Source organism: Rhabdonatronobacter sediminivivens (genome assembly GCF_013415485.1).
Classification (GTDB): domain Bacteria; phylum Pseudomonadota; class Alphaproteobacteria; order Rhodobacterales; family Rhodobacteraceae; genus Rhabdonatronobacter; species Rhabdonatronobacter sediminivivens.
In genome coordinates this window covers 18,165-41,464 of the sequence record NZ_JACBXS010000018.1, presented here as the reverse complement: position 1 = coordinate 41,464, position 23,300 = coordinate 18,165, and the positions used below count along the sequence as shown (strand labels likewise).

The following is a 23,300-nucleotide window of genomic DNA, read 5'->3' as shown; positions in this document are numbered from 1 at the left end:
GGAGGAGGCCGCCAGCATCCAGAAACTGCAATCAAGGGAGGAAAGACCAGATGAAACGCATCCTTGCCACCACCGCCATTGCCACGCTGATGGCCGCAGGCCCGGGCCTGGCCCAAGACTATCCCACACAGACGGTGACCATCGTCGTGCCCTACAGCCCGGCGGGGTCCACCGATCCGGCCGCCCGCTTCATCGCCGGAGAGCTGCAGGAGAAATGGGGCGTCAATGTGGTGGTGGAAAACCGCCCCGGCGCCGGGTCCACCATCGGCACCGCCCATGTGGCGACCATGGACCCTGACGGCTACACCATCCTGCTGACCACCTCGGCCTATACCACGGCGCCCGCGGTCCATCATGACCTGCCCTATGATCCGGTCAATGACCTGCGCGCGGTGGCCATGCCGTCCTCGGCGCAGTTCGTGGTCACGGCGGGGTCCAGCATCCAGTCGGAAACGCTGGATCAGTTCCTGGAGAACGAGGCCGCCGAGCGTGACATCTTCATGGCCACCGCCGGGCTGGGCAGCTCCACGCATTTCGCGGGCGAGTTGCTGGCCGCGGCCACCGGCATGGATGCGACCGCCGTCCATTACAGCGGCGGCAGCGATGCCATGGTGGACCTGATCGGCGGGCGCGCCGATATCTATGTCGGCTCGATGACGGCGGTTCTGGGCAATGTGCAGGCCGGTCAGATCAAGGCGCTTGGCGTGCTGGGGGCAGATCGTGCCCGCGCCCTGCCCGATGCGCCCTCGACCGAGGAGCTGGGCATCGAAGGGGCCAGCTCCGGCTTCTGGCTGGGGGTCTTTGCACCGGGCGGCACCCCGGATGAGATCGTCGAGAAGCTCAACGCCGATATCACCGCCGTGATGACCTCTGACGCCGGGATGGCCTATCTGGAGAACCTCGATTCCGATGTGGGCACCATGTCGGCGGCCGAATTCCAGGCCATGATCGAGGCCGAGATCGAGCAGTGGACCGTGCTGGCCGCCGAGCGCGGCATCTCGGCCGACTGAGCCGGTCCGGGGATCGCATCAGCCGGGGCGGCACCCGCCGCCCCGGCGCTGCAAGCGCACAGGAACACAGCATGAAACGACTGACCGGCAAGATCGACGCCGACCGCATCCGCATGATGGAAACCCCCCGCCCACCCGAGGGGATCATCGACCGCATCAAGGCCTTGGGCTGCGACACAAGCCTGATTTCCGATGCGATGGATGATCTGGGCATCGGCGGACGGCTGGCGGGGTCCCACTATCGGCCGACCATCGCCGGGGCGGGGATCGTCGGCCCGGCGCTGACCGTGCGCAATGTCATCTCGCCGCGGCTGGACACCGTGCCCGAACGCGCGAAGGCCAAGCGCAACGGCATGGCCGAGATGGAGGCCCATAACCTGGCCACCCCCGGCGATGTGGTGGTGATCGAAGGCGTGCCGGGGCTGTCCAACATGGGCGGGATCTCGGCGCTGATCGCGCAGCGCCATGGCGTGGCCGGGGCCGTGATCCAGGGCGGCATCCGCGATGTGGCCCATTCCCGCGCCGATGGCTTCCCCATCTGGTCCAGCGAGATCAGCCCCATAACCGGCAAATGGCGGCTGGACACGGTGGAAATCAACGGCCCCGTCTCCCTGCACGGCCAGCATGTCCGCCCCGGCGATCTGATCATCGCCGATGACACCGGCGTGTGCATCCTGCCCCCCGAATTCGCCGACGCGGTCGTCAGCCGCGCCGAAGCCCAGTTCGCGCTGGAGGCCAAGCGGATCGAGGCCGTGAAGGCCGGGGTGCATGTCGCCGATCTGCCGAAATGGTAGGTCGGTGACCTCCGCGCCCGCCATATCCTGCCCGCGGGGCAGCGGGCTAGAGCGGCCCCAGCTCGGCGGTGTTGCGAAAGGCGGCACCGCCAAGGCTGATGGTGGCTTCCTCGGCCAGTTCCAGCACCCGCGCGCCATATTCGGGGAAATCCCCGGCGCGCAATTCGGCCTCGCTGGAGGTCAGGACAATCGCGCCCACCGGCTCGGGCCCCTTGGACCAGACCGGCGCGGCCACCGAATTCATGCCCTTGCGCATCCCGCTGGCCGAGAACGCATAGCGGTCCCGGCGCACCTGGCGGGTGATCTGGTCGATGATCTGCCGCTCCAGCCCCGGAAAATGGACAAAGCCGGTGCGGTCGGTGGCCGGGTGCGCCAGCAGCGCGCGGCGCTCGGCGGGCAGGTAGGGAAAGATCGCCCGCCCCGAGGCCGTGGCCGTGATCGGCACCTTGCGGCCCGGTTCGGCCGAATGCGGGCGCCCGCGCGGCCCTTCGACCCGGTCGAAATAGACCACGAAGGGAAAGCTCTCGATCGCAAAGAAGCAGGTCATGCCGGTGACATGCGCGCCCAGCCGCAGGGTCGGACGCAGCAGGCGGCGCAGGGCGTTATCCTCGACCGAGCGCTGGCCCAGTTCCCACAGGGTCTGGGTCAGCCGATACTTGCGCGTCCCTTCGGCCTGCCGTGCATAGCCCTGGTCCACCAGCGTGTTCACCAGCCGCTGCACCGCGCTCTGGTTCATGTCCAGCATCCGCGAAAGTTCCGTGATCCCGCGCGGCTGGTTGCTGTGGGCCAGCGCCTCGATCACGCGCAGCCCCTTGGTCAATGTCTGGCTCATGGTGCAAATTCCTCCGAATATCGCGGCAATGATGCGCTATTCGAGATGAAAGTTCAAATAAGGACACAAGCGGGACGAAACCCTCGCTGTGCTGTCGTAATCGAAGGAGGCTGACATGTCGAACAGCACCGCACAGATCGCAGACCCCGCCGACAGCGGCGCCTGGGAGATGCCGGAACAGTTCGTCATGCTGCGCGACACCATCCGCCGCTTCATGCGCGAGGAGGTCCAGCCGATCGAGGAACGCCAGCCCCATGACGCATGGGCCCTACCAAGCGCCGACCTGCAGGCCCTGCGCGCGAAGGCCCGCGCCGCGGGGCTGTGGTGCCTGGCCTCTCCGGCGGAATACGGCGGCGGCGGGCTGGGGCTTCTGGGGCAGGTGGTGGTGGCCGAGGAAGCCGCCAAATGCCGCATGGGCGCCTATGTGCCCGCCTGCGGGGCCTTTGGCATCGACCCGCCCTCGGTGATCTGGCTGGGCACGCCGCAGCAGCGCCAGACATACGGCGTGGCCGGGATCGAGGGCGGCAAGAAGAATTTCGTCGCCATATCCGAGGCCGCGGGCGGCTCTGACCCCGCGCGCAAGATCGAAACCCGCGCCCGGCGCGAGGGCGATGCGTATGTCATCACCGGCACCAAGCTGTGGATCACCGCCGCCGACAAGGCCGACTGGGGCATCGTCTTTGCGCGCACCGATGCGGGCATCACCGCCTTCATCGTGGACCGTGACACACCCGGCATCACCTGCCGCGAAATCGGGGTGATCCGCTCCTACGCGCCCTATGAGGTGCATTTCGACGATGTGCGCGTCCCGGCCGAAAACATGCTGGGCGAGGACGGCAAGGGCTTTGCCATCTGCCAGAAATGGCTGGTTCATGCCCGCGTGCCCTATTCCGCAGCGGTCATCGGCATTGCCCAGGCCGCGCTGCAGATCGCCATCGACCACGCCCGCCAGCGCCATGTCCACAAATCGCTGCTGGCCGACAAGCAGGCCGTGCAATGGATGATCGCCGACAGCGAGATCGAACTGCGCGCCGCCCGCCTGCTGACGTATCAGGCCGCCTGGAGCGGCGATCTGGGCCGCGACATCAAGACCGAGGCCTCGATCGCCAAGGTGGTGGCCACGGAAACCGCCGGGCGGGTGGTGGATCGCTGCATCCAGATCCTGGGCGGGATGGGGGTGGCGCGCGAAATGCCGCTGGAGCGCTGGTACCGCGAGTTGCGGATCAAGCGCATCGGCGAAGGACCAAGCGAGGTGCACCGCATGGTGCTGGCCCGCGAATTGCTGAGGAGCTGACATGTCGATCGATCTGGACCTGCACGAAGGTGTTGCCACCATCACCATCAACCGCCCCGAAAAGCGCAACGCCCTGGATGCCGAGCATTATGAGGGCCTGTCGAAAGCCTGGACCGAGGTGCGCGACAACCCTGAAATCCGCGTGGCCATCATCACCGGCGCCGGTGACAAGGCATTCTGCGCGGGCGCCGATCTGAAAAGCTGGATCGGCCGCAAGCAGCCCCTGTCCGACATGTGGCTGACCCAGAAGGACCAGTTGCTCAACCGCGGGCTGGAGGTCTGGAAACCCGTGATCGCGGCCATCAACGGCGTCTGCGTGGGCGGCGGGACCACCCTGATGCTGGCCAGCGACCTGCGCGCGGCCGTCCCCGAAGCCCGCTTTGGCCTGGCCGAGGTCAAGCGCGGGATCATCGCCGCCAATGGCGGCACCCAGCGGATCATGCGCCAGCTTCCCTATGCGGTGGCCATGGAAATGCTGCTGCTGGGGGACATGATGGATGCCGAAACCGCCCTGCGCTGGGGCTTCATCAACCGCGTGGTCCCGCGTGAGGGGCTGATGGAGGCCGCGCAGGACATGGCCGCGCGGGTCGCCGCCAACGCGCCGCTGGCCACCCAGGCCGCCAAGGAGCTGGCCATCCGCTCCATGGACATGAGCCTGGCCGAAGGCCTGCGGATGGAGCAGTTCACCAACCGCATCCTGTCCCATTCCGCCGATGCCGCCACCGCACGCGAGGCCTTTGCCGCCAAGCGCAAGCCGGAGTTCCGGGGCGAATGACCATGCCGCAGACCTTGCCCCTTCCCCTTGACGGGATCCGCGTGCTGGATCTGACCCAGATCTACAACGGCCCCTATGCCACCTTCCTGATGGCCATGGCCGGGGCCGAGGTCATCAAGATCGAACCGCAGGACGGCGAATACCTGCGCCGGCGTGATGCGTCATCGGGCGCAGGCATGCCCTTTGCCATGCTCAATGCCTGCAAGGAGTCGGTCTCGCTCAATCTGAAGACCGACAAGGGGCGCGATATCTTCCTGCAACTGGCGGAAACCGCCGATGTGGTGGCCGAAAACTTCGCGCCCGGCACCATGGACCGGCTGGGCATCGGCTGGGAGGCGCTCTCGGCGCGCAATCCGGGGCTGATCCTGGCCAGCAGTTCCGGCTATGGCCAGGACGGCCCCTACCGCGACATGATGGCCATGGATATCACCGTGCAGGCCATGTCCGGGCTGATGAGCGTGACCGGCACCCCCGATGGCCCGCCCCTGAAGACCGGCGCCGCCGTCTGCGATTTCGGCGCCGGCATCCACCTTTACGGCGCCATCCTGACCGCGCTTTATGACCGCACCCGCAGCGGGCGCGGCGCCCGGATCGATATTTCCATGATGGAATCGGTCTATATGATGATGGCCTCGAACATGGGGATGCTGTTCGGGGCGCGCCGCGGCGAAATCCCGCTGCGCACGGGCAACAATCACGGCGGCCTCAGCCTGTGCCCCTATAGCGTCTATGCCACGCGTGACGGGCATGTGGCGATCATCTGCAACAGTGACCGGCACTGGGCGGCGCTGGCGCGCTGCATGGACCGGGCCGATCTGGTCGAGGACCCGCGCACCCGCCACAACCGCGACCGCGTGGCGCATATGGCCATGGTGGACGGGCTGATCGCCGAATTCACCGGCCGCCACGGGACCGAGGACCTGGCCGCGCGCCTGCGCGCCGCCAAGGTGCCTTCGGCCCCCGTGCGCCCCCTGCCCGAGGTGATGGCCGATGACGCCCTGCACGAACGCGGCTTCCTGCAGCGGGTCGATCACCCGGATTTCGGCCCGATCAGCCTGCCGCGCTCGCCGCTGCGGATGGGGGGTGCGGCGCAGGCGGATTACAGGGCCAGCCCGCCGCTGGCGCGGGACAATGCCCGCATCTTTGGAGAAATTGGACTGGACAGCGCCGCATTGGAGGCCCTGCGCCAGGAGGGGGTGATATGACAACGCTACGGGGCAAGACCGCCATTACCGGCGTGGGGCACACGGCCTGGGGCAAGCACCCGGACCGCGACCGCCTGTCGCTGATGACCGAGGCCGCCGCCGCCGCCATCGCCGATGCCGGGCTGGAAAAGGACCAGATCGACGCGGTGCTGGTGAAGATGGCCAATTCCGCGCCCTCGATCCTCTGGGGGCAGAAGGTGGCCGAGGCCCTGGGCCTGCAACCCACCATCGGCCTGTCGCTGGATCAGGGCGGGGCCGCCTGCACCGGGCTGGCCACCTATGCCGCGCTGGCGATCGAGGCCGGGATGATCGAAAACGCGCTGATCCTCTATGCCGACACGCCGCGCACCGGCTCGCGCGCGGCCATGCACCGCCCGCGCGGGGATGATTCCGTGATGGGCTGGTATTCGGTGGCCGCGGGCTATGCGATGCTGCACCGCGCCTATCAGGAGGCCCATGCCGCCCCGCCCGAGGATTTCGGCATCATCGCCGTGCAGGCCCGCGCCCACGGCGCCGCGAACCCCCATGCCCATCTGCGCCTGCCGCTGAGCATGGAGGAGTACCTCTCCGGCCCGCTGCTGATCGAACCCATGCGCCGCGATGACTGCTGCCTTGTGTCCGACGGCGGCGCGGCCATCGTGCTCGGCGCCACGGCGCGGGCAAGGAACCCCGCCCGCGCGGTGCCGGTGCTGGGGCTGGGCCAGGCGCAGGAAAGCTGGGAGGTGCATCTGCGCCCGGACCTGCTGCGCACCCGGGCCGAGGCCTCGGGGCAGATGGCTTTTGACATGGCCGGGATCGACCGGGGCGACATCTCCTTTGCCCAGCTTTATGATTGCTTTACCGTGACGGTGCTGCAGACGCTGGAAGATTACGGCCTGGCCCCGCGCGGGCAGGCCGGGGCAAAGGCGCGGGCCGAGGGGATCGGCCTGGACGGCTGGTTGCCGCTGAACACCTCGGGGGGGTTGCTGTCGGAATCCGGCACGCCGGGGCTGCAACTCATCATCGAGGCCGTGCGCCAGTTGCGCGGCGAGGCCGTGCTGCAACTGCCCGCGCCCCGGTTCGGGCTGGTATCGAACCAGGGCGGCACCATGCACACCCATGCCACCATGATCCTGGGAGAACCGCAATGACCCGCCCCACCCCCGAGATCACCGCCATCAACCGCCCCTATTGGGACGGGCTGGCCGAGGGCGCGCTGCGCTTCCAGCGCTGTGACGGCTGCGGCCATGCCTGGCTGCCCCCGCGCAGCCATTGCCCGGCCTGTCTGGGAACGCAGACCCGGTGGGAGGCCGCCTCGGGCGGCGGCAGGATCGTGTCCTGGGTGGTCTATCACCGCGCCTATGCCCCGCATCTGCAGGACCGCATCCCCTATAATGTCGCTATCGTCGCGCTGGACGAAGGCCCGCGGCTGCTGACCAACATCACCGATTCCGCCACCGGCGAAGGGTTTGCCACCGGCGCCCCGGTGGCGCTGACGATCGAAGAGGACGACGGGCTGCATCTGCCCCGCTTCCGGCTGCGCGGCTGAGGCACGCGGGCCCCGATCAGCCCCGTCAGCCGCAATGCCGCCACGATGAGGCCGCCACCGGGAGGGGGGCGGAAAATGAACAGGGGGAAGGCCACATGCGTATCGACAGGGGCGAGGTTCTGTCCGGGCTGATCGTGATCGCCATCGGCGCCTGGTTCGCCTATGGCGCATCAGACTACCGCATGGGCACGCTGGCGCGAATGGGGCCGGGGTTCGTGCCCTATTCCCTGGGCCTGATCAGCATGGGGCTGGGGGCGCTGATCCTGCTCAGCGCCTTTGGGCGTGAGGGGCGGGTGCCCTCCTTCGACTGGCGGGGCATGATCTTCGTGCTGGGGGCGGTGGGGCTGTTTGCCTGGCTGCTGCCGCGCACCGGGCTGATCCCGGCGGCAGTGGCGGCGGTGGTGGTGGCCGCGGCGGGCTCTCCGCTGACGCACCCGCCCGCGGTGCCGTTTCTGGCCGCCGCGGTGGCCGCCGGCGCCTGGGTCGTGTTCGGGCTGATCCTGGGCATCCAGATGCCCCTGTTGCGGAGTCCCTTCTGATGGAGCTGATGGACAATGTCATCCTGGGCTTCGGCATGGCGCTGTCCATGCAGAACCTGTTCTGGTGTTTCATCGGCGTGTTTCTGGGCACCATGCTGGGCGCGCTGCCGGGGATCGGATCGCTGGCGGCGGTGTCCATGCTGCTGCCGCTGACCATCGGCCTGCCGCCGACCACGGCGCTGGTGATGCTGGCGGGGGTTTATTACGGGTCCGAATATGGCGGGTCCACCGCCTCCATCCTGCTGAACCTGCCGGGCACGCCCACCAATGCGGTGACCTGTCTGGACGGCTACCCCATGGCGCAGCAGGGCCGCGCGGGTGTGGCGCTGTTTGCCACCACCATCGCGTCGTTCATCGGCGGGACGTTCGGGATCATCCTGCTTTACACCGTCTCGCCGCTGCTGGCGGGGGCGGCCATCGCCATCGGCCCGGCCGAATATTTCGCGCTGATGGTGGCGGGGCTGGTGGCCGCGGCGGTGGTCAGTGACGAACGCCCGCTGAAAGGGGTCGCCATGGTGGTGCTGGGGCTGATGCTGGGCACCATCGGCACCGATGTGGACAGCGGCGTGGCCCGCTACAGCCTGGGCTATCTGGAACTGCGCGACGGGATCAGCTTCATCGCGCTGGCCATGGGCCTCTTTGGCGTGTCCGAGGTGATCATGTCGCTGCGCTCCTCCATGGGCGCGCGGCGGCCCATCGGCAAGGTGACCTTCCGCTCCATGCTGCCCGCGCGGGGGGAATGGCGGGCCTCGGCCGGGCCGGTGGCGCGCGGGTCGGTGCTGGGGGGCATCTTCGGCGCGCTGCCCGGCACCGGGCCGACCATTGCCACCTTCCTTGGCTATGCGATGGAAAAGAAGCTGGCGCGCGACCCCTCGCGCTTTGGCAAGGGCGCGATCGAGGGCGTTGTCTCGCCGGAATCGGCCAACAATTCGGCCGCGCAGACGGCGTTTATCCCCACGCTGACCCTGGGCATCCCGGGCAGTGCCACCATGGCCATCATGCTGGGCGCGCTGATCATGAACGGGGTGGCGCCGGGGCCGCAGCTGATCACCAACAACCCGGAGATCTTCTGGGGGCTGGCGGCCAGTTTCTGGATCGGCAATGTGCTGCTGCTGGTGCTGAACATCCCGCTGATCGGACTGTGGATACGGCTGCTGCAGATCCCCTACACATTGCTTTACCCCGCGATTCTGGTGCTGATCTGCATTGGCACCTACACGGTGCGCAACAGCGCCTTCGATATTGTGCTGGTGCTGATCTTCGGGCTGGCGGGCTATGTGCTGCGGCGGCTGGAGTTTCAGCTGGCGCCGGTGCTGATCGGCTTCATCCTGGGCCCGATGATCGAGGAAAACTTCAAGCGCGCCATGCTGTTTTCGCGCGGGGATTTCATGACCTTCCTGGAGCGCCCGGTGTCCGGCATCACCCTGACCCTGACCGCTGGGCTGCTGGGCTGGGCCGTGTTCAAGACCCTGGCGGGGCGGCGCAAACGCGCGCGGCCGGGCGCACCCCCCGGGCCATGAAAAAGCGCCCGGCCCGTGATCCGCGCAGCGGAGGGGGGCCGGGCGTGAGGAACCGCGCGGGGAGCAAGCGCGCGGGCAGGCCGTCGGGGTCGGATCAGCGCGGCTTGCGCGCCAGGAACTCCTCGACCGACTGGCGGTGCTCGGTGGTGGTGTAGCAGATGGCCTGCGCCTCGCGGCCCAGGGCAAAGATCTCATCGGCGCTGCTCTCCAGGCTCTGGTCCAGAATGGCCTTGGTCAACGCAATCGCCGCCGGAGAGCCCTGGCTCAGTTCCTCCGCCCAGGCCTGCGCCTGCGCCAGCAGATCGTCGCCCGCGCAGACCCGGTCCACCATGCCGATGGCCAGCGCCTCGTCTGCCTCCAGCACGCGGGCGGTCAGGATCAGCTCCTTGGCCTTTGCCAGCCCCACGCGGCGGGGCAGGAAATACATGCCGCCCCCGTCCGACACCAGCCCGCGCTTGATGAAGCTCATGGACATCTTGGCGCCCCGCGCGGCGATGATGAAATCGCAGGCCAGCGCCATGTCCAGCCCCAGGCCAAAGGCCGCGCCATTCATGGCGGCGATCACCGGCTTGGTCATGTGGTGGATCACGGCAATGCCGCGATGGGTGCGTTTCTGCCGCTTCCAGCCGTTGAAGGCCACATCGCCCGCGGGCGCGTCCAGCCGCTCGCGCATGCCGCTGATATCGCCCCCCGCGCAGAAGCCCTTGCCGGTGCCGGTCAGCACCACGGCGCGGACCTCCGTGGCGCTGTCGGCCCATTCGAAGGCGGCGATCAGTTCGGCGCGCATCTGGTCATTGATGGCATTGCGCACATCGGGGCGGTTCAGGGCAATAGTGGCAATGCCATTGTCCAGCGTGACGGCAATATATTCGGCCGGAGTGGAGTCGGAGCGAAAATTCATGGTGTTTTCCTTCTTGCTTGCATGGCGCGCCGCGGCTCTGCGGCGGCGCCGTCAATCCCTGTTCCGGCCGCCCGCGCGCGCCACCGGCGCAACCGCGCCCAGAAGCTCGGTGCCGGTCATGATCCGGTCGCGCAGGGCGCGGGCCGTCTCAGGGTCCAGCGCGGTGGCGGCCAGTTCGTCATATTTGGCAAACAGCTCGGCGTCCGACAGCGGGTCATCCGGGTCGCCCTTGCGGGTGCGCTGGAAATGCTCCAGCACGCGCCCGTCATTGAGCGTGACCGCCAGCCGGGCCATGCGCTTGCGCGGGTATTCGCGGGCGATATCCTCGGCGCGGGTAACGCTCACGCGGTCCATGAAGGCGCGGATATCGGCGCGGGCCAGCGCGTCAGGCGTGAAGGCGGCAATGCGCACATCGCCCAGATGCAGCAGCGCCGACATGCAGTATTGCAGCGAAAAGCGCGCATCGCGCGGGCTGTTCACCGCCATCCGGTCGCAGATGGATTTCGTGGGGCCATAGCCTTCGACCGCGATGGTGCGAATGTCATCGCGGCCAAAGCCATGGGCGGCGATCAGCGCGCGCATCCCGTCCAGCGCGGGAAAGATATGGCCGCAACAGCCGTGGTTCTTCAGCGTCAGCCGCGCGATGGGGGTCCAGTCGCCCAGGCCCGCAAAGGCCGCGCCCCAGTTGCCGGTGCTGTCGCTGGTGGCGGCGGCATAGCCGTGCGGCGCATGCAGGCTGTCGGGTGATCCAGTCACGCCCGCCGCCGCCGACAGCCCCGCCAGCACGCCCGCATCGGCGGCATGGCCGCAATGCAGCGGCTTGGTCAGCCCCTGCCCGACCAGATTTTCCTGATGCCCGCCCGCGAAACTGCTGGCGATGGCGATGGCATGGCCGATCCCTTCGGCGTCGCAGCCTTTGAGCATGGCGGTCGACACCGCGGCCCCCATGGTGCCCACAGTCGCCGTGATATGCCAGTTTTCATAATGGCTGGGCTGCAGCGCCATGGCGATCCGGCAGCCGACCTCATATCCGCCGATCACCGCGCGCTGAAAGGCGTCATGGCTGGCGCCCAGATCCTGCGCCACGGCCAGCGCGGCGGAAATGGTGGGGCTGCCGGGGTGATAGCCGCCATCGCGGAAGATATCGTCGAATTCAGCCGTATGGCTGGCCACACCGTTGAGCAGCGCGGCATGACGCGCGCTGCCCCGCTGCCCGTCGGTATAGGTGACCGCGCCGCCCGATCCGCGCCCGCTTTCCAGCGCGCGGGTCAGCAAGGGCGCAGGGCCGTCCACGCAGCCCGGCAGCATGGCGCCGAACCAGTCCAGCACCGCGCGGCGGGTGGCGTGGTCGACCTCGGGCGTGATCTCGCGCGCGCTCCAGTCGGCGGCGGCCCCGGCGAGGGTGTGAAGCGGGTTGTCCATGTCGTCCTCTTTGCGTCGCTCAGCCATGTCGGTCATCCGCGCTTCAGCAGCAGCCCGCCATCCACGGGCAGCACCACACCGGTGATATAGGCCGCCTCGTCCGAGGCCAGGAACACGGCGGCATTGGCCACATCCCAGGCGCTGCCCATATGCCCCATGGGCACCAGCGCATCGCGTTCGGCGCGGATGTCATCGCGCGACCGCCCGCTTTCCTGCGCGCGCCGCTCGATCGCCATGGGCGTGTCGATCAGCCCCGGCAGGATCACATTGGCGCGCACGCCAAAGCCCGCGTTTTCCGCGGCGATATGCTGGGTCAGGGTGTTCACCGCCCCTTTCGAGGTCTTGTAGGTCACTGTCGGGCGCTTCGACAGCGCCGAGGTGGACGAGACATTGAGGATCACCCCCGCCCCCTGCGCGCGCATCACCGGCAGGGCGAATTTGCAGGTCAGGAACATCGCCTTCAGGTTCAGGGTCATCAACTGGTCCCACACATCGGGGTCCATGTCCGATGTGGCCCGATCCCCGCGCGACTGGCCGACATTGTTGTGCAGGATGTCGATGCTGCCAAAGCGGGCCAGCGCCGCGTCGATCACCGCGCGGCAGGCTTCGGTGTCGGTGACATCGGCCTGATGCACCACAGCCGCCTGCGGATCGGGCAGCATGTCGCGGGTGGCCTCGGCCGATGCGGCGTCACGGTCCACCAGCAGGCAGCGCGCGCCTTCCTGGGCAAACCGGATCGCCGTTGCGCGCCCGTTGCCGGGGGTCGCCCCCTCCTGCTGGCCCGCGCCAATGATGACCGCAATCTTTCCCGCCAGCCGTCCGCCCAAGGCACCGCCCCCCACATTCTGTTCGCTTGGAAGGTCATACCATCTATGCGCGGCACTTCAGGCTGAGAGATTGTCATGCAAGCCCAAGCTCATTTTGCCAAAGGCGGGCCGCATCACCCCGGGGCACCGGCCTTGAAGAACTCGGGCGCCGCACCGACCTGCGCCATCATCCAGTCGATGAAGCGCTTGGTGTTCACATTGACCGAAATGATCGTGGGCCAGACCACATAGAAGGCCGCGCCCGTGGGCACGCGCATGTCCAGCGGGCGCACCAGCCGCCCCTGCCGCACCGCGCGTTCCAGGATGCCAAGCTGCCCCACCGCCAGGCCAAAGCCGTTTTCCGCCGCCGCATAGGTCAACAGCGAGGTGTCGAATTCGGTGCCGCGCTGATGGTCCAGCGGCACGCCCACCGCCTGCGCCCAGTATTCCCAGGCCCGGCGCCGGTAGCGGGCATGCAGCAATTCCCCCCGCGCCACATCCGCCGGTTCAGTCAGCGCGCCGAACTGCTCCAGATAGCCCGCGCTGCAGACGACATCGACCTCTTCCTCGAACAGCTTGCGGCAACGCGCATCGCGCCACACGCCCGATCCCAGCTGCACCGCCACATGCAGATGCGTGCCCCGGAAATCCAGCGGCTCCACCCGCGTGTCAAAGCGCACGCGGATGCCGGGATGGCGGCGGGTGAAATCCGGCAGGCGCGGCATCAGCCAGTGCTGCGCGAATGTGGGATGCACCCGCAGGTTGATGGTGCTTTCGGTCTCATGGGTGATCAGCCGCTGGGTCACGCGCTCGATCTCATCGAACAGCCCGGCGATTTCAGAGCCAAAGGCCCGCCCCACATCGGTCAGCTTGGCCGAGCGCGTGCCCCGTTCGAACAGCGACACGTTGAGGTAATTCTCCAGCGTGGTAATCTGGCGGCTGATGGCCACCTGGGTCACGCCCAGCTCGCGCGCGGCGGCGGTGAAGGTCTTGTGCCGCGAGGCAACCGCGAAGGCCCGCAGCGGATTGAGGGGGATGCCCAGGCGGCGCTCTTGCATGATCTTAAGTTTCCCTTGGCTGATCTGAAGCCTGTCATCATGAGCGTAAGTTAGTTTATGCTGCGCGTCAAACGCAGAAATATCAGGCAGGATGCCCCGCATCGCTGCCGGGCAAGGCATGGGGAACACATGGCGGGACGGCTGGACGGCAAGGTCGCAATCATCACCGGGGCGGGCAGCGTGGGGCCGGGCTGGGGCAATGGCCGCGCGGCGGCGGCGCTCTTTGCGCAAGCGGGCGCGAAAGTGGTGGCGACCGACATCACCCCCGATGCCATGGCCGAAACCGAGGCCCTGCTGCAGGACGCGGGCGGCGACTACATGCTGGCGCGCTGTGACGTGACCGACAGCGGGTCAATCCGCGATCTGGTGGCGGCGGTGAGCGACCGGTTCGGGCGGATTGACGTGCTGGTCAACAATGTCGGCGGCTCGGCCAGGGGCGGCGCGGTGGAACTGTCCGAAGAGGACTGGCTGCGCCAGCTCAATTACAACCTGACCAGCGTGTTCCTGACCTGCAAGCATGTGCTGCCGGTGATGAAGGCGCAGCGCGCGGGGTCGATCGTGAACACGGCCTCGACCTCGGGGATCCGCTGGACGGGAGCGGCCCAGGTGGGCTATGCCGCCTCCAAGGCGGGGGTGATCCAGTTTTCGCGCGTGACCGCGGTGGAATACGCCCCCTGGAATGTGCGGGTGAACACGGTGGTTCCGGGACAGATGCATACACCGATGGTCGAGGCACGTCTGGCCCATCAACGCCAGGGCGGCGATGTGGAGGCGCTGCTGAAGCAACGTCAAAGCCGCATCCCCCTGCCCTTCATGGGTGACGGGCGCGACACCGCGCAGGCGGCGCTGTTCCTGGCCTCGGATGACGCGCGCTTTGTCACCGGGACAGAGCTGCGCGTCGATGGCGGGATGTCGGCGCGCTGTGACTGACGAACGGCCCGCCCCCCCGGCCGAGGCCGAACGCGACCCGCCGCTGGCCCAGGCGCTGCTGCGCCTGCTGCCGCTGCTGCTGGCCGCCGCCGGTGCGGGCTGGGTGTTCGAACGGCTGGGCGTGCCGCTGCCCTGGATGATCGGCCCGCTGGTGCTGACGGCGGTGCTGTCGGTCACCGGGCTGATCCGCCCGCATGTGCCCAACCGCATCCGCGCGGGCGGGCAGATCGTTGTGGCCTGTCAGGTCGGGCTGGCCTTCAGCCCCGAAGCGCTGGCCCAGATGGTCGCGCTTGGCCCCTATCTGGTGGGGACCACGCTGCTGACGCTGGCCAGTGTGGGCGCCACGGCGGTGATCATGGCGCGGCTGACCGGGCAGGGGCTGGCGCAATGGTTTCTGGGCATGGTCCCCACCAGCCCGGTCGAGGCCGCGACCATCGCCCTGAAATCCGGGATCGCGCCCATGCAGGTGGTGCTGGCGCAATCGCTGCGGCTGGCCGCCGTGGTGATCGTGGTGCCGGTGGCGATCTATACGATCGAGGGCTGGCCCACCGGCAATGGCCGCGCGGGCATGGATCTGGCCGCCGCCTTCGACCCGCTGGACGTGGTGGTGCTGGCCGCGCTGGGGTTGGGGTCGGCGGGGCTGATGCGGCTCACGCGGCTGTCGAACCCGAATTTCCTGGGCCCGCTGGCGGTGACGGCGGTGCTGGCGGGGCTGGGGCTGGGGGTCACGCCCTTTCCGGACCTGGTCTTTGCGCTGGCGCAGATCGTGCTGGGGACCTGGCTGGGCGCGACCTTCAAGCCCGATTTCCTGCGCTCGGGCGTGCGGGATCTGATCTCGACCCTGGGCGCCACGCTCTTGCTGCTGGCGCTGTGTTCGCTGGCGGCGGCGGGGCTGGCGCATCTGGCCGGGCACAACTGGCGCGAATTCGTGCTGGGTGCGGCGCCGGGCGGCGTGGCCGAAATGGCGCTGACCGCGAAATACCTGGGCCAGGATGTGGCGCTGATCGCCGCCTTTCACGTCACCCGCATCTTCATCCTGATGCCGAATATCCCGTGGATCGTTGCCCTGATCCATCGCTACGAAACCCGGCGCCACGGCGCGCCACCGCACTGACCGAGGAGGACATGATGACCGACCCCCGAACCCCGCCCACCGACCGCCCCGCGCGGATTGCGGTGCTTGATGACTACATGGCCGCCGCCGAAGGGCTGGCCGACTGGTCGCGCCTGCAGGACCGGGCCGAAGTCACCTTCCTGACCGAGCCCTTCCGCGACAGCGCCCATGCGATCGAGGCCCTGCAGCCCTATGACGCCATCTGCCTGCTGCGCGAACGCACCCCCTTTCCCGCCGAGGTGCTGCGCGCCCTGCCCAACCTGCGCGCCATTGCCGCCACCGGCAAGCGCAACCGCACCCTGGACGATGCCACCGCCCGCGATCTGGGCATCGTGGTCATGAGCACCACCGGCAGCGGCAACGGCATCTATGCCACCGCCGAACTGGCCTGGGGGCTGATCGTCGCCCTGATGCGCCATATCCCGGCGGAATCGGCGGCCATGCGGGATGGCGCCTGGCAGACCCGGCTGGGCAGCGCGTTGCATGGCCGGACGCTGGGGCTGGTGGGTCTGGGCAAGCTGGGCGCGCAGATGGCGGGCGTGGCCCGCGCCTTTGGCATGAAGGTCATCGCCTGGAGCCCCAACCTGACCCCCGAACGCGCCGCCGCGGGCGGGGCCGAATATGCCGAAAAGGAAACGCTGCTGCGGCAGTCGGACATCGTCTCGTTGCATCTGGTGCTGGGCGACAGCACGCGCGGGATCATCGGCGCGCAGGATCTGGCGCTGATGCCGCGCCATGCGATCCTGATCAACACCGCGCGCGGCCCGCTGGTGGACGAAGCCGCCCTGATCGCCGCGCTGGAGGGCGGCACCATCGCCGGGGCCGGGCTGGATGTGTTCGAAACCGAACCCCTGCCCGCCGATCATCCCCTGCGCCGCCTGCCCAACGCGCTGCTGACCCCGCATCTGGGCTATACCGTGCGCGAAACGCTGGAAAACTTCTATGGCCAGACGGTCGAGAACCTGGACGCCTGGCTCAACGGCGCGCCGATCCGGCTTTACGGGCAGGAGGGCTGAGCGATGGCACGTCTGGCCCCCCCCGCCCCCGAAACCCTGACCGAAGACCAGCGCCGGGTGCATGAGCTGATCGTCAGCGGCCCGCGCGGACAGGTGCGCGGCCCGCTGGCCATCTGGCTGCACCGACCCAAACTGGCCGAACGCGCGCAGGCGCTTGGCGCCTATTGCCGCTATGGCTCGTCCCTGCCGCCCCGGCTGTCGGAGCTGGCAATCCTGACCATGGCGCGGCTGTGGTCGGCGGAATACGAATGGTGGGCGCACAAACCCCCCGCCGAGGCTGCCGGGCTGGAGCCTGCGATCATCGAGGCCCTGCGCACCGGCGCCACCCCGGATTTCGGCACCGATGCCGAGGCGTCGGTGGTGCACCGGGTGGTGCGGGAACTGACCGAGAAACGCACCCTGACCCGCCCGCTCTATGACGAGGCGCAGGCGACCCTGGGCGACGGGCGGCTGGTCGATCTGGTGGGGCTTTGCGGCTATTACACGCTGATTTCCATGACCATCAACGCCTTTGACGTCGACCTGCCCGAGGGCACGGAACCCGCATTGGGCTGACCCCCAACCGCTGATCGCAGCCCGCAGCCCGCTGACTGCAAAACACCCGCGCGGAGCCTGTCCGCGCGGGTGTTCCTGTTGTGCTGCCGTGGCGCCCGCAAGGGGCGCCACTGCGGGGATCAGTCGGCCTCGATCCCGCGCTGCTCGGCCAGGTCACGCCAGAGCTGCATTTCCTCGATATACTGCGCGGCGAATTCTTCCGGGCTCGACTCGCCGCCGACGATGAAGTTGTTTTCCAGAAGCGCCTGGAACCCTTCGGACTGCATGGCGGTGCTGACATCGGCATCGATGCGCGCGACCAGGTCCGGATCCATGCCGCCGGGGCCGAACATGCCCAGCCAGGCGTTGATGTTGATCCCTTCGATGCCCAGCTCGCCGCTGGATTCCAGATCCGGCAGCAGCCCGTCCCGGTCAGGGCCCAGAACGCCAAGCGCCTTGACCTGTTCGTTGCGCACATAGGGGATCACGCTGGCGGTGTTGCTGACATAGATATCGGCATGCCCGCCCATCAGGTTGGTATTGGCATCCCCCCCGCCCGAGAAATGGATGATGTCGCCATCAACCCCGGCCTGCTGCAGGAACAGCTCGGCCGCGAAATGGCTGGAGCTGCCCACGCCCGCGGTGGCGAAGAACTTGGGGCTGGCGGCGGCTTCTTCCAGGAATTCGGACATGGTGTCCGATTCAACGCCCGATCCGGCGACCATGACATAGGCGCTCTGCCCGATCAGCTTGATCGGCGTCACATCGGTTTCCGCGTCAAAGGGCAGCGACTGGATGGCCGGGGCGGTCGATGCAGCGGCGGTGTTGACCAGCAGCGTATGGCCATCGGGGGCCGCCTGCGACAACGCGGTGGTGCCCACCATGGACCCGGCGCCGGGGCGGTTTTCGACGATCACCGACACGCCCCAGATCTCCTGCAGGTCAACCGCAAGCTGGCGCGACACCAGGTCGGTGGAGCCGCCGGGGCTGTAGGGCACGATGATGGTCACATTGCCGGACGGAAAGTCGCTGGCCTGCGCAAGCCCTGCGGACAGGATCAGCGCCAGGGCCGTGGTTGCGGGAAGTTTCATGTCATCTCCTCCATTTGGTTTTCGTATGCGACGGGCCGCGCGTCAGGCGCAGGCGCCACGGTCAAGAGCGCCGGTGCGGAGCCCTTGTGAACAGCCGGGGCCCGTCAGGGGCCCGGGCATGGCCGAAGACCGCGCCACAGGGGCGGGCGGCTTTCGGAATTTCGGTGCGGGACGGACAGGGCGCGCTCATTGGTCCAGCAGCCCCGACTTGTCGCGGGCGCGGCGGCGCAGCCCGGCCCAGACGCTCCAGACCACCACGGCCACGGTCAGCGCCAGCACGGTGGCGGTAAAGGGGCGCTCCAGGAAATACATCGCATCGCCGCGCGCCATGATCATCGCCCGGCGGAAATGGGTTTCCACCAGCGGGCCCAGCACAAAGCCCAGCAGCAGCGGCGCAGGCGGCAGCGAAAACACCCGCATCGCATAGCCCAGCATCCCGAAGCCCAGCACCGTGAACACGTCAAAGGGGCTGTAGCGCACCGAATAGGCGCCGATGCAGATGAACATCAGGATGGCGGGATACATCATCCGGTAGGGCACCATCAGCAGCCGCACCCACAGCCCGATCAGCGGAATGTTCAGGATCAGCAGCAGCAGGTTGCCGATCCAGAAGCTCATCACCAGGCCCCAGAACAGGCCGGGCTGTTCGGAAATCAGGTTCGGCCCCGGGTTGATCCCGTGGATCATCAGCGCGCCCAGCATCAGCGCCATGGTGGGGCTGCCGGGAATGCCCAGCGACAGGGTGGGGATGAACGCGGTCTGGTCGGCGGCATTGTTGGCCGATTCCGGCCCCACCACGCCTTCGATCGCGCCCTTGCCAAAGCGTTCGGGGGTGCGTGACACCCGGTGTTCCACCGCATAGGCCATGAAGGCCGACAGCGACGGCCCCGTGCCCGGCATGGCCCCGAAGAAAGAGCCGATCCCCGCGCCGCGAAACAGCGGCACCCAGGAGCGGCGGATGTCATCGCGCGTGGGCTTCATCGCCGCCCATGTGGCGCTTTTCGGGTCCACATCGCCGGGATGGATGCGCCGGACCGAGGTCACGATCTCGGCCACGCCGAACAGGCCCATGGCCAGGGCCACGATGCTCAGCCCGTCCATCAGCTCGATATTGCCGAAGGTGAAGCGCTGCGCCCCGCTTTGCGAATCCATCCCCACCGTGGCCAGCAACAGCCCCAGCACCACCATCGCCAGCCCCTTGACGGCCGAGCCGTTGGTGATCGTCGCCGCCGCCACCAGCCCCAGCAGCATCAGCGCGAAATATTCCGCCGATGAGATATAGATCGCGTATTTCGCAATCATCGGCGAGAATGAGGTCAGCACCACGATCCCGATGGACGCCCCCCCGAAGGAGGCCAGCGTCGTCATCAGCAGCGCCACGCCCCCGCGCCCCTGCCGGGCCATGGGATAGCCGTCCAGGCAGGTCACCGCACTGGAGGGCGAGCCGGGGATATTCAGCAGGATCGACGCGGTGGAGCCGCCATAGGTGGTGCCATACCAGATGCCCGCCAGCATGATCAGCGCCGCCGTGGGCTCCAGGTGAAAGGTGATCGGAAACAGCATCGAGATCGCGGCCAGCACGCCGATGCCGGGGATCACCCCGATGATGGTGCCCAGGAACACCCCCAGGAAGCAATACAACAGGTTATAGGGCGACAGCGCGGTGCCCAGTCCCAGCGCCAGATTGGCAAAGATGTCCATCAGAGCTTCCAGGTGATCAGAGGAATGGACAGCCCGATCCCGAAGACGAAGATCCCCCAGGCGGCCGCGCTCAGCAGCAGGCCCGATACCAGGATGCGCAGCGGGCGGAATTCCTTTTCGGCCAGCGATGCCACCGTGGTGCTGGCCATCACCGCGGGCAACAGGCCGAAGGGCTGGATCATCAGACCAAAGACCGCGATGGAGCCGAAGACGCAGATGGGCGTCAGCACGCGGACCTCGGGGAGGATGCCTTTGCGGAACCAGCCCCCGATCATCAGCATCAGGCCCAGCCCGGCCAGCATCACCCCCAGCGACAGCGGCACCAGCCCGGCCCCCATGCGGGTGATCGTGCCGATGCGATAGTTCTCCGAAGCATACCAGGCCGCGGCCAGCCCCAGCAGCAGCAGCAGCGCGCCGGCCGTCATGTCGCGATAGTCACGTTTCGTCACCATTCGCCCCCCTTCGAACCACCGGGCGCCCTGCGCCGGGTGTGTGGATATTCTTGCGTTGCGGGTCAGGTATCAACTTGTGATGCTGCATGCTATGCTGACAAAAGATCAGGCTGGCACCGCCGATCAGCCCACTTGCGCGCGGCAGCGTGACGCCGGATAAACACGTTATGGTTACGCATATCCCCCCTGCCCCCCCTTCCTCTGCCGGCGATGGCTGGCGCCATGACCCCATGGACGGGCTGTTGCAGCATCTGGGCGGGCTGTGGGTGCGGCCGGTGGGGGACACCACCGAATACGGGCTGCTGGCGCTGGAGATCCACGCCAACCGCAACGGCGTGGTGCATGGCGGCATGATGATGACCTTCATCGACCGCGCCTTTGGCCAGTCCGCGCGCATCACCGGGCAGGCCCGGCGCGGCGCCACGATCAACCTCAATGTCAGCTTTCTGGCGCCGATGCCGCTTGGCAGCTTTGCCACCCTGCACCCGCGGATCAGCCGCGTCACCGGGCGCATGGCCTTTGTCGAAGGCACGGTGCTGTGCGCGGGCGAAGCGCTGGCCAGCGCGCAGGGGGTCTGGCGGATCAGCCGCAGCGGCGACTGATCCGGGCGCGTTCATTCAGGCGCCATCGTCCAGCACCACCAGCCCATCCGCTGCCGCCACGCCCTGCCCTTCGGGCAGCACGAACAGCGGGTTGATCTCGGCCTCGGACAGGCGCGGGCCCAGGGCAGCGGCCAGCCCGGCCATGGCCAGGATCGCATCGACCAGCGCGGGCACGTCATGCACCGCGCCCCCGCGATAGCCCCGCAACAGCCGCGAGAGGCGCAGGTCCTCCACCATGGATTCGGCATCGGCGCGGCTCAGCGGCAACAGCCGCATGGTGCTGTCATCGGCCAGTTCCGCCAGCGTGCCCCCCGCGCCCAGCAGCACAAAGGCGCCCAGCTGCGGGTCACGCCGCGCGCCCAGGATCACCTCGACCCCGCCCTGCAGCATCTTCTGCACCAGATAGCCCTGCGGCGCGGGCAGACCCTGGCGCGCGATCCCCGCCGCCATCTCCTCCAGCGCGGGGCCGATGGTGGCGGCATCAAGCGACAGACGCACGCCGCCCACATCGGATTTATGGGCAATGGCATCCGACAGCAGCTTCAGCACCACCGGTCCGCCCAGATCGCGCGCGGTCTGCTGCGCCTCGGCGGCATCCGCAACCACCCGATGCGCCGCCCCGTGCAGCCCCGCAGCGGCAAAGAGCCGGGCCGAGGCGGCCTCGTTCAGCGTGCCATATGGCAGATCGGCGGGAAGTTCCGGCAGCGGCGCAGGAGCACCCGGCGCCGCCGGGGCGGCGGGGGTCTGCGCCACGCGAAAGGCCAGCGCGCAGGTTTCCGGCGCGGTAAAGGCGGGGATGCCCTGCAGGTTCAGCGCGCGCAGGATATGCGGCGCATGGGGGCTGACATAGGCGATGATCGGCTTGTCGCTGCGCTCGGCCCCGGCGCGGATGGCGCCGACAGCCACATCGGGCTGCGCCAGCGCCGAGGACCCCACCACCACGGCCACCCCGTCCACGCCTTCGGCGTTCAGCAGGGTTTCGGTGGCTGCGGTCATGATCTGTGGCTTCACCCCGGCCAGGGTCACATCCACCGGGTTGCCGGTCATCGGCGCATCCTCGCCCAGGATCTGCGCCAGCCCCTGCGCGGTGGCCCCGTCCATCAGCGGCACATCCAGCCCCAGCACGCCGCAATTGTCGGCAATCAGGCTGCCCGCACCACCGGTCGAGGTCAGCACCGCCACCCGGTTGCCGCGCATGGCCCGCCCGGTGGCCAGCATGGCGGGCAGGTCCAGCAGGTCGTTGAAATCCCGCACCCGGATGGCGCCCACCTGCGCGAACAGCGCGTCATAGAGCCGGTCCTCACCGGCCATGGCGCCGGTGTGCGACACCGCCGCGCGCGCCCCCGCGCCCGAACGGCCCACCTTGTAGATCACCAGCGGCTTGCCTGCGGCGCGGGCGGCCTCGGCGGCGGTGCGGAATTTCGCGGCATCGCGGATGCCTTCGACATAGGCGGCGATCACCCGCGTCTGCCGGTCCTGCGCCAGCGCGCCGATCAGGTCGGCGATGTCCAGGTCCACCTCATTCCCGGTGGAGGCCAGCTTGGCAAAGCCGATCCCCCGCGCCGCGCCGCGCGACAGCAACGCGCCCAGGATCCCCCCGCTTTGCGACGCAACCGAGATCCCGCCCGCGGGCAGGTCCTCGGCCTCCAGTGCGCCGCTGGCCGACAGCACGATCCGGCTGTGCAGGTCCACCGCGCCGATGGTGTTGGGGCCAAGCAGACGCATGGAGCCCGCCGCTTCGGCCAGTTGGCGCTGGCGGGCCTGCCCCTCGGTGCCCGCCTCGCTGAAGCCGCTGGCCAGCACGATCGCCAGCTTCGTGCCCCGCGCGGCCAGGTCCGCCACGGCAGCGGCGGCGCGGTTGGCGCCCAGCAGGACAATCGCGGCTTCGGGCGCTTCGGGCAGGGAAGCGATATCGGCGTAGCAGGGCAGCCCGGAGATCTGATCCGCGCGCGGGTTCACGGGCATGATCCGGCCCCCAAACCCGTGTTTGCGCAGATAGTTGACCGGCCGCCCGCCGGTTTTCGACGGATCGGCCGAGGCCCCGATCACGGCCACGCTTTGGGGCGCAAAGAGGGCGTTGAACCAGTCGGCGGCGGGGGTGTCAGGGTTGGACATGAGGCAAACCTCCAGAAGCGGCAGGCGCGGGGGCGCTGCCAGCGTGTGACGAAAAAGGGGG

Annotated in this window: 23 protein-coding genes; 14 read left to right on the top strand and 9 right to left on the bottom strand. The window is 68.3% G+C overall.

Annotated features, from left to right (window positions below; translation table 11 throughout):
• Nucleotides 1-50: 50 nt before the first annotated feature.
• The gene (locus HUK65_RS10190; RefSeq protein ID WP_179906066.1) at nt 51-1,010 is read left to right on the top strand and encodes a Bug family tripartite tricarboxylate transporter substrate binding protein; all 960 of its coding nucleotides are present in this window, start codon (nt 51-53) and stop codon (nt 1,008-1,010) included.
• A gap of 71 nt (nt 1,011-1,081) precedes the next feature.
• Complete coding sequence (locus tag HUK65_RS10185; protein WP_179906065.1) at nt 1,082-1,804, top strand: RraA family protein; 723 nt, start codon at nt 1,082-1,084, stop codon at nt 1,802-1,804.
• 46 nt (nt 1,805-1,850) lie between these two features.
• Here HUK65_RS10185 and HUK65_RS10180 read toward each other — a convergent pair whose 3' ends face one another.
• Nucleotides 1,851-2,636 (bottom strand): IclR family transcriptional regulator, encoded by a 786-nt coding sequence (locus HUK65_RS10180; RefSeq protein ID WP_179906064.1) that lies wholly within the window; start codon nt 2,634-2,636, stop codon nt 1,851-1,853.
• A gap of 115 nt (nt 2,637-2,751) precedes the next feature.
• On the opposite strand from HUK65_RS10180, the gene HUK65_RS10175 reads away from it, so the two are divergent.
• From HUK65_RS10175 to HUK65_RS10145, 7 genes are all read left to right on the top strand, one after another.
• A complete protein-coding gene (locus HUK65_RS10175; protein WP_179906063.1) occupies nt 2,752-3,930 on the top strand; it encodes an acyl-CoA dehydrogenase family protein in 1,179 nt (392 codons plus the stop codon).
• 1 nt (nt 3,931) lies between these two features.
• A complete protein-coding gene (locus HUK65_RS10170) occupies nt 3,932-4,705 on the top strand; it encodes an enoyl-CoA hydratase/isomerase family protein (RefSeq protein ID WP_179906062.1) in 774 nt (257 codons plus the stop codon).
• 14 nt (nt 4,706-4,719) lie between these two features.
• Nucleotides 4,720-5,910, top strand: coding sequence for a CaiB/BaiF CoA transferase family protein (locus tag HUK65_RS10165; RefSeq protein ID WP_235441885.1), 1,191 nt, complete (start codon nt 4,720-4,722; stop codon nt 5,908-5,910).
• Nucleotides 5,907-7,040 carry a thiolase family protein gene (locus tag HUK65_RS10160; RefSeq protein ID WP_179906060.1) on the top strand — a complete coding sequence of 378 codons (1,134 nt, stop codon included), beginning with the start codon at nt 5,907-5,909 and terminating at the stop codon, nt 7,038-7,040. Before HUK65_RS10165 ends, HUK65_RS10160 begins: the two co-directional genes overlap by 4 nt.
• On the top strand, nt 7,037-7,438 hold the full coding sequence (locus HUK65_RS10155; protein WP_179906059.1) for a Zn-ribbon domain-containing OB-fold protein: 402 nt from the start codon (nt 7,037-7,039) through the stop codon (nt 7,436-7,438). Before HUK65_RS10160 ends, HUK65_RS10155 begins: the two co-directional genes overlap by 4 nt.
• Before the next feature lie 95 nt (nt 7,439-7,533).
• Nucleotides 7,534-7,977: a tripartite tricarboxylate transporter TctB family protein gene (locus HUK65_RS10150; protein ID WP_179906058.1), complete on the top strand. Its 444-nt coding sequence runs from the start codon at nt 7,534-7,536 to the stop codon at nt 7,975-7,977.
• Complete coding sequence (locus tag HUK65_RS10145) at nt 7,977-9,497, top strand: tripartite tricarboxylate transporter permease (protein ID WP_179906057.1); 1,521 nt, start codon at nt 7,977-7,979, stop codon at nt 9,495-9,497. The genes HUK65_RS10150 and HUK65_RS10145 overlap by 1 nt, the downstream gene beginning before the upstream one ends.
• Before the next feature lie 94 nt (nt 9,498-9,591).
• Here the strand turns inward: HUK65_RS10145 and HUK65_RS10140 are convergent, their stop codons facing one another.
• The 4 genes from HUK65_RS10140 to HUK65_RS10125 form a co-directional block, all read right to left on the bottom strand.
• Nucleotides 9,592-10,398, bottom strand: a complete 807-nt coding sequence (locus tag HUK65_RS10140; RefSeq protein ID WP_179906056.1) for an enoyl-CoA hydratase/isomerase family protein — start codon at nt 10,396-10,398, stop codon at nt 9,592-9,594.
• Nucleotides 10,399-10,449: 51 nt separating this feature from the next.
• Nucleotides 10,450-11,820 (bottom strand): MmgE/PrpD family protein, encoded by a 1,371-nt coding sequence (locus tag HUK65_RS10135; protein ID WP_179906055.1) that lies wholly within the window; start codon nt 11,818-11,820, stop codon nt 10,450-10,452.
• A 32-nt stretch (nt 11,821-11,852) separates the two neighbouring features.
• The gene (locus HUK65_RS10130) at nt 11,853-12,647 is read right to left on the bottom strand and encodes an SDR family NAD(P)-dependent oxidoreductase (protein WP_179906054.1); all 795 of its coding nucleotides are present in this window, start codon (nt 12,645-12,647) and stop codon (nt 11,853-11,855) included.
• A gap of 113 nt (nt 12,648-12,760) precedes the next feature.
• A complete protein-coding gene (locus HUK65_RS10125) occupies nt 12,761-13,684 on the bottom strand; it encodes a LysR substrate-binding domain-containing protein (protein WP_179906053.1) in 924 nt (307 codons plus the stop codon).
• Nucleotides 13,685-13,813: 129 nt separating this feature from the next.
• Here HUK65_RS10125 and HUK65_RS10120 point away from each other — a divergent pair, with 129 nt between their 5' ends.
• Genes HUK65_RS10120 through HUK65_RS10105 form a run of 4 tightly spaced genes read left to right on the top strand, consistent with a single transcriptional unit; the run spans nt 13,814 to nt 17,299 of the window.
• Complete coding sequence (locus HUK65_RS10120) at nt 13,814-14,614, top strand: SDR family NAD(P)-dependent oxidoreductase (protein ID WP_179906052.1); 801 nt, start codon at nt 13,814-13,816, stop codon at nt 14,612-14,614.
• A complete protein-coding gene (locus tag HUK65_RS10115; RefSeq protein ID WP_327787097.1) occupies nt 14,607-15,728 on the top strand; it encodes an AbrB family transcriptional regulator in 1,122 nt (373 codons plus the stop codon). Before HUK65_RS10120 ends, HUK65_RS10115 begins: the two co-directional genes overlap by 8 nt.
• Nucleotides 15,729-15,742: 14 nt before the next feature.
• On the top strand, nt 15,743-16,744 hold the full coding sequence (locus HUK65_RS10110; RefSeq protein WP_179906050.1) for a D-2-hydroxyacid dehydrogenase family protein: 1,002 nt from the start codon (nt 15,743-15,745) through the stop codon (nt 16,742-16,744).
• A gap of 3 nt (nt 16,745-16,747) precedes the next feature.
• Nucleotides 16,748-17,299 carry a carboxymuconolactone decarboxylase family protein gene (locus tag HUK65_RS10105; RefSeq protein WP_179906049.1) on the top strand — a complete coding sequence of 184 codons (552 nt, stop codon included), beginning with the start codon at nt 16,748-16,750 and terminating at the stop codon, nt 17,297-17,299.
• A gap of 119 nt (nt 17,300-17,418) precedes the next feature.
• On the opposite strand, the gene HUK65_RS10100 is transcribed toward HUK65_RS10105, so the two are convergent.
• The 3 genes from HUK65_RS10100 to HUK65_RS10090 form a co-directional block, all read right to left on the bottom strand.
• On the bottom strand, nt 17,419-18,369 hold the full coding sequence (locus tag HUK65_RS10100) for a Bug family tripartite tricarboxylate transporter substrate binding protein (RefSeq protein WP_179906048.1): 951 nt from the start codon (nt 18,367-18,369) through the stop codon (nt 17,419-17,421).
• A 186-nt stretch (nt 18,370-18,555) separates the two neighbouring features.
• Complete coding sequence (locus HUK65_RS10095; protein WP_179906047.1) at nt 18,556-20,070, bottom strand: tripartite tricarboxylate transporter permease; 1,515 nt, start codon at nt 20,068-20,070, stop codon at nt 18,556-18,558.
• Nucleotides 20,070-20,522: a tripartite tricarboxylate transporter TctB family protein gene (locus tag HUK65_RS10090; RefSeq protein WP_179906046.1), complete on the bottom strand. Its 453-nt coding sequence runs from the start codon at nt 20,520-20,522 to the stop codon at nt 20,070-20,072. The genes HUK65_RS10095 and HUK65_RS10090 overlap by 1 nt, the downstream gene beginning before the upstream one ends.
• 167 nt (nt 20,523-20,689) lie before the next feature.
• Between HUK65_RS10090 and HUK65_RS10085 the strand changes: the two genes are divergently transcribed.
• A complete protein-coding gene (locus HUK65_RS10085) occupies nt 20,690-21,124 on the top strand; it encodes a PaaI family thioesterase (RefSeq protein ID WP_179906045.1) in 435 nt (144 codons plus the stop codon).
• Nucleotides 21,125-21,139: 15 nt separating this feature from the next.
• Here the strand turns inward: HUK65_RS10085 and HUK65_RS10080 are convergent, their stop codons facing one another.
• Nucleotides 21,140-23,239, bottom strand: a complete 2,100-nt coding sequence (locus HUK65_RS10080) for an acetate--CoA ligase family protein (RefSeq protein WP_179906044.1) — start codon at nt 23,237-23,239, stop codon at nt 21,140-21,142.
• Between the last annotated feature and the right edge of the window lie 61 nt (nt 23,240-23,300).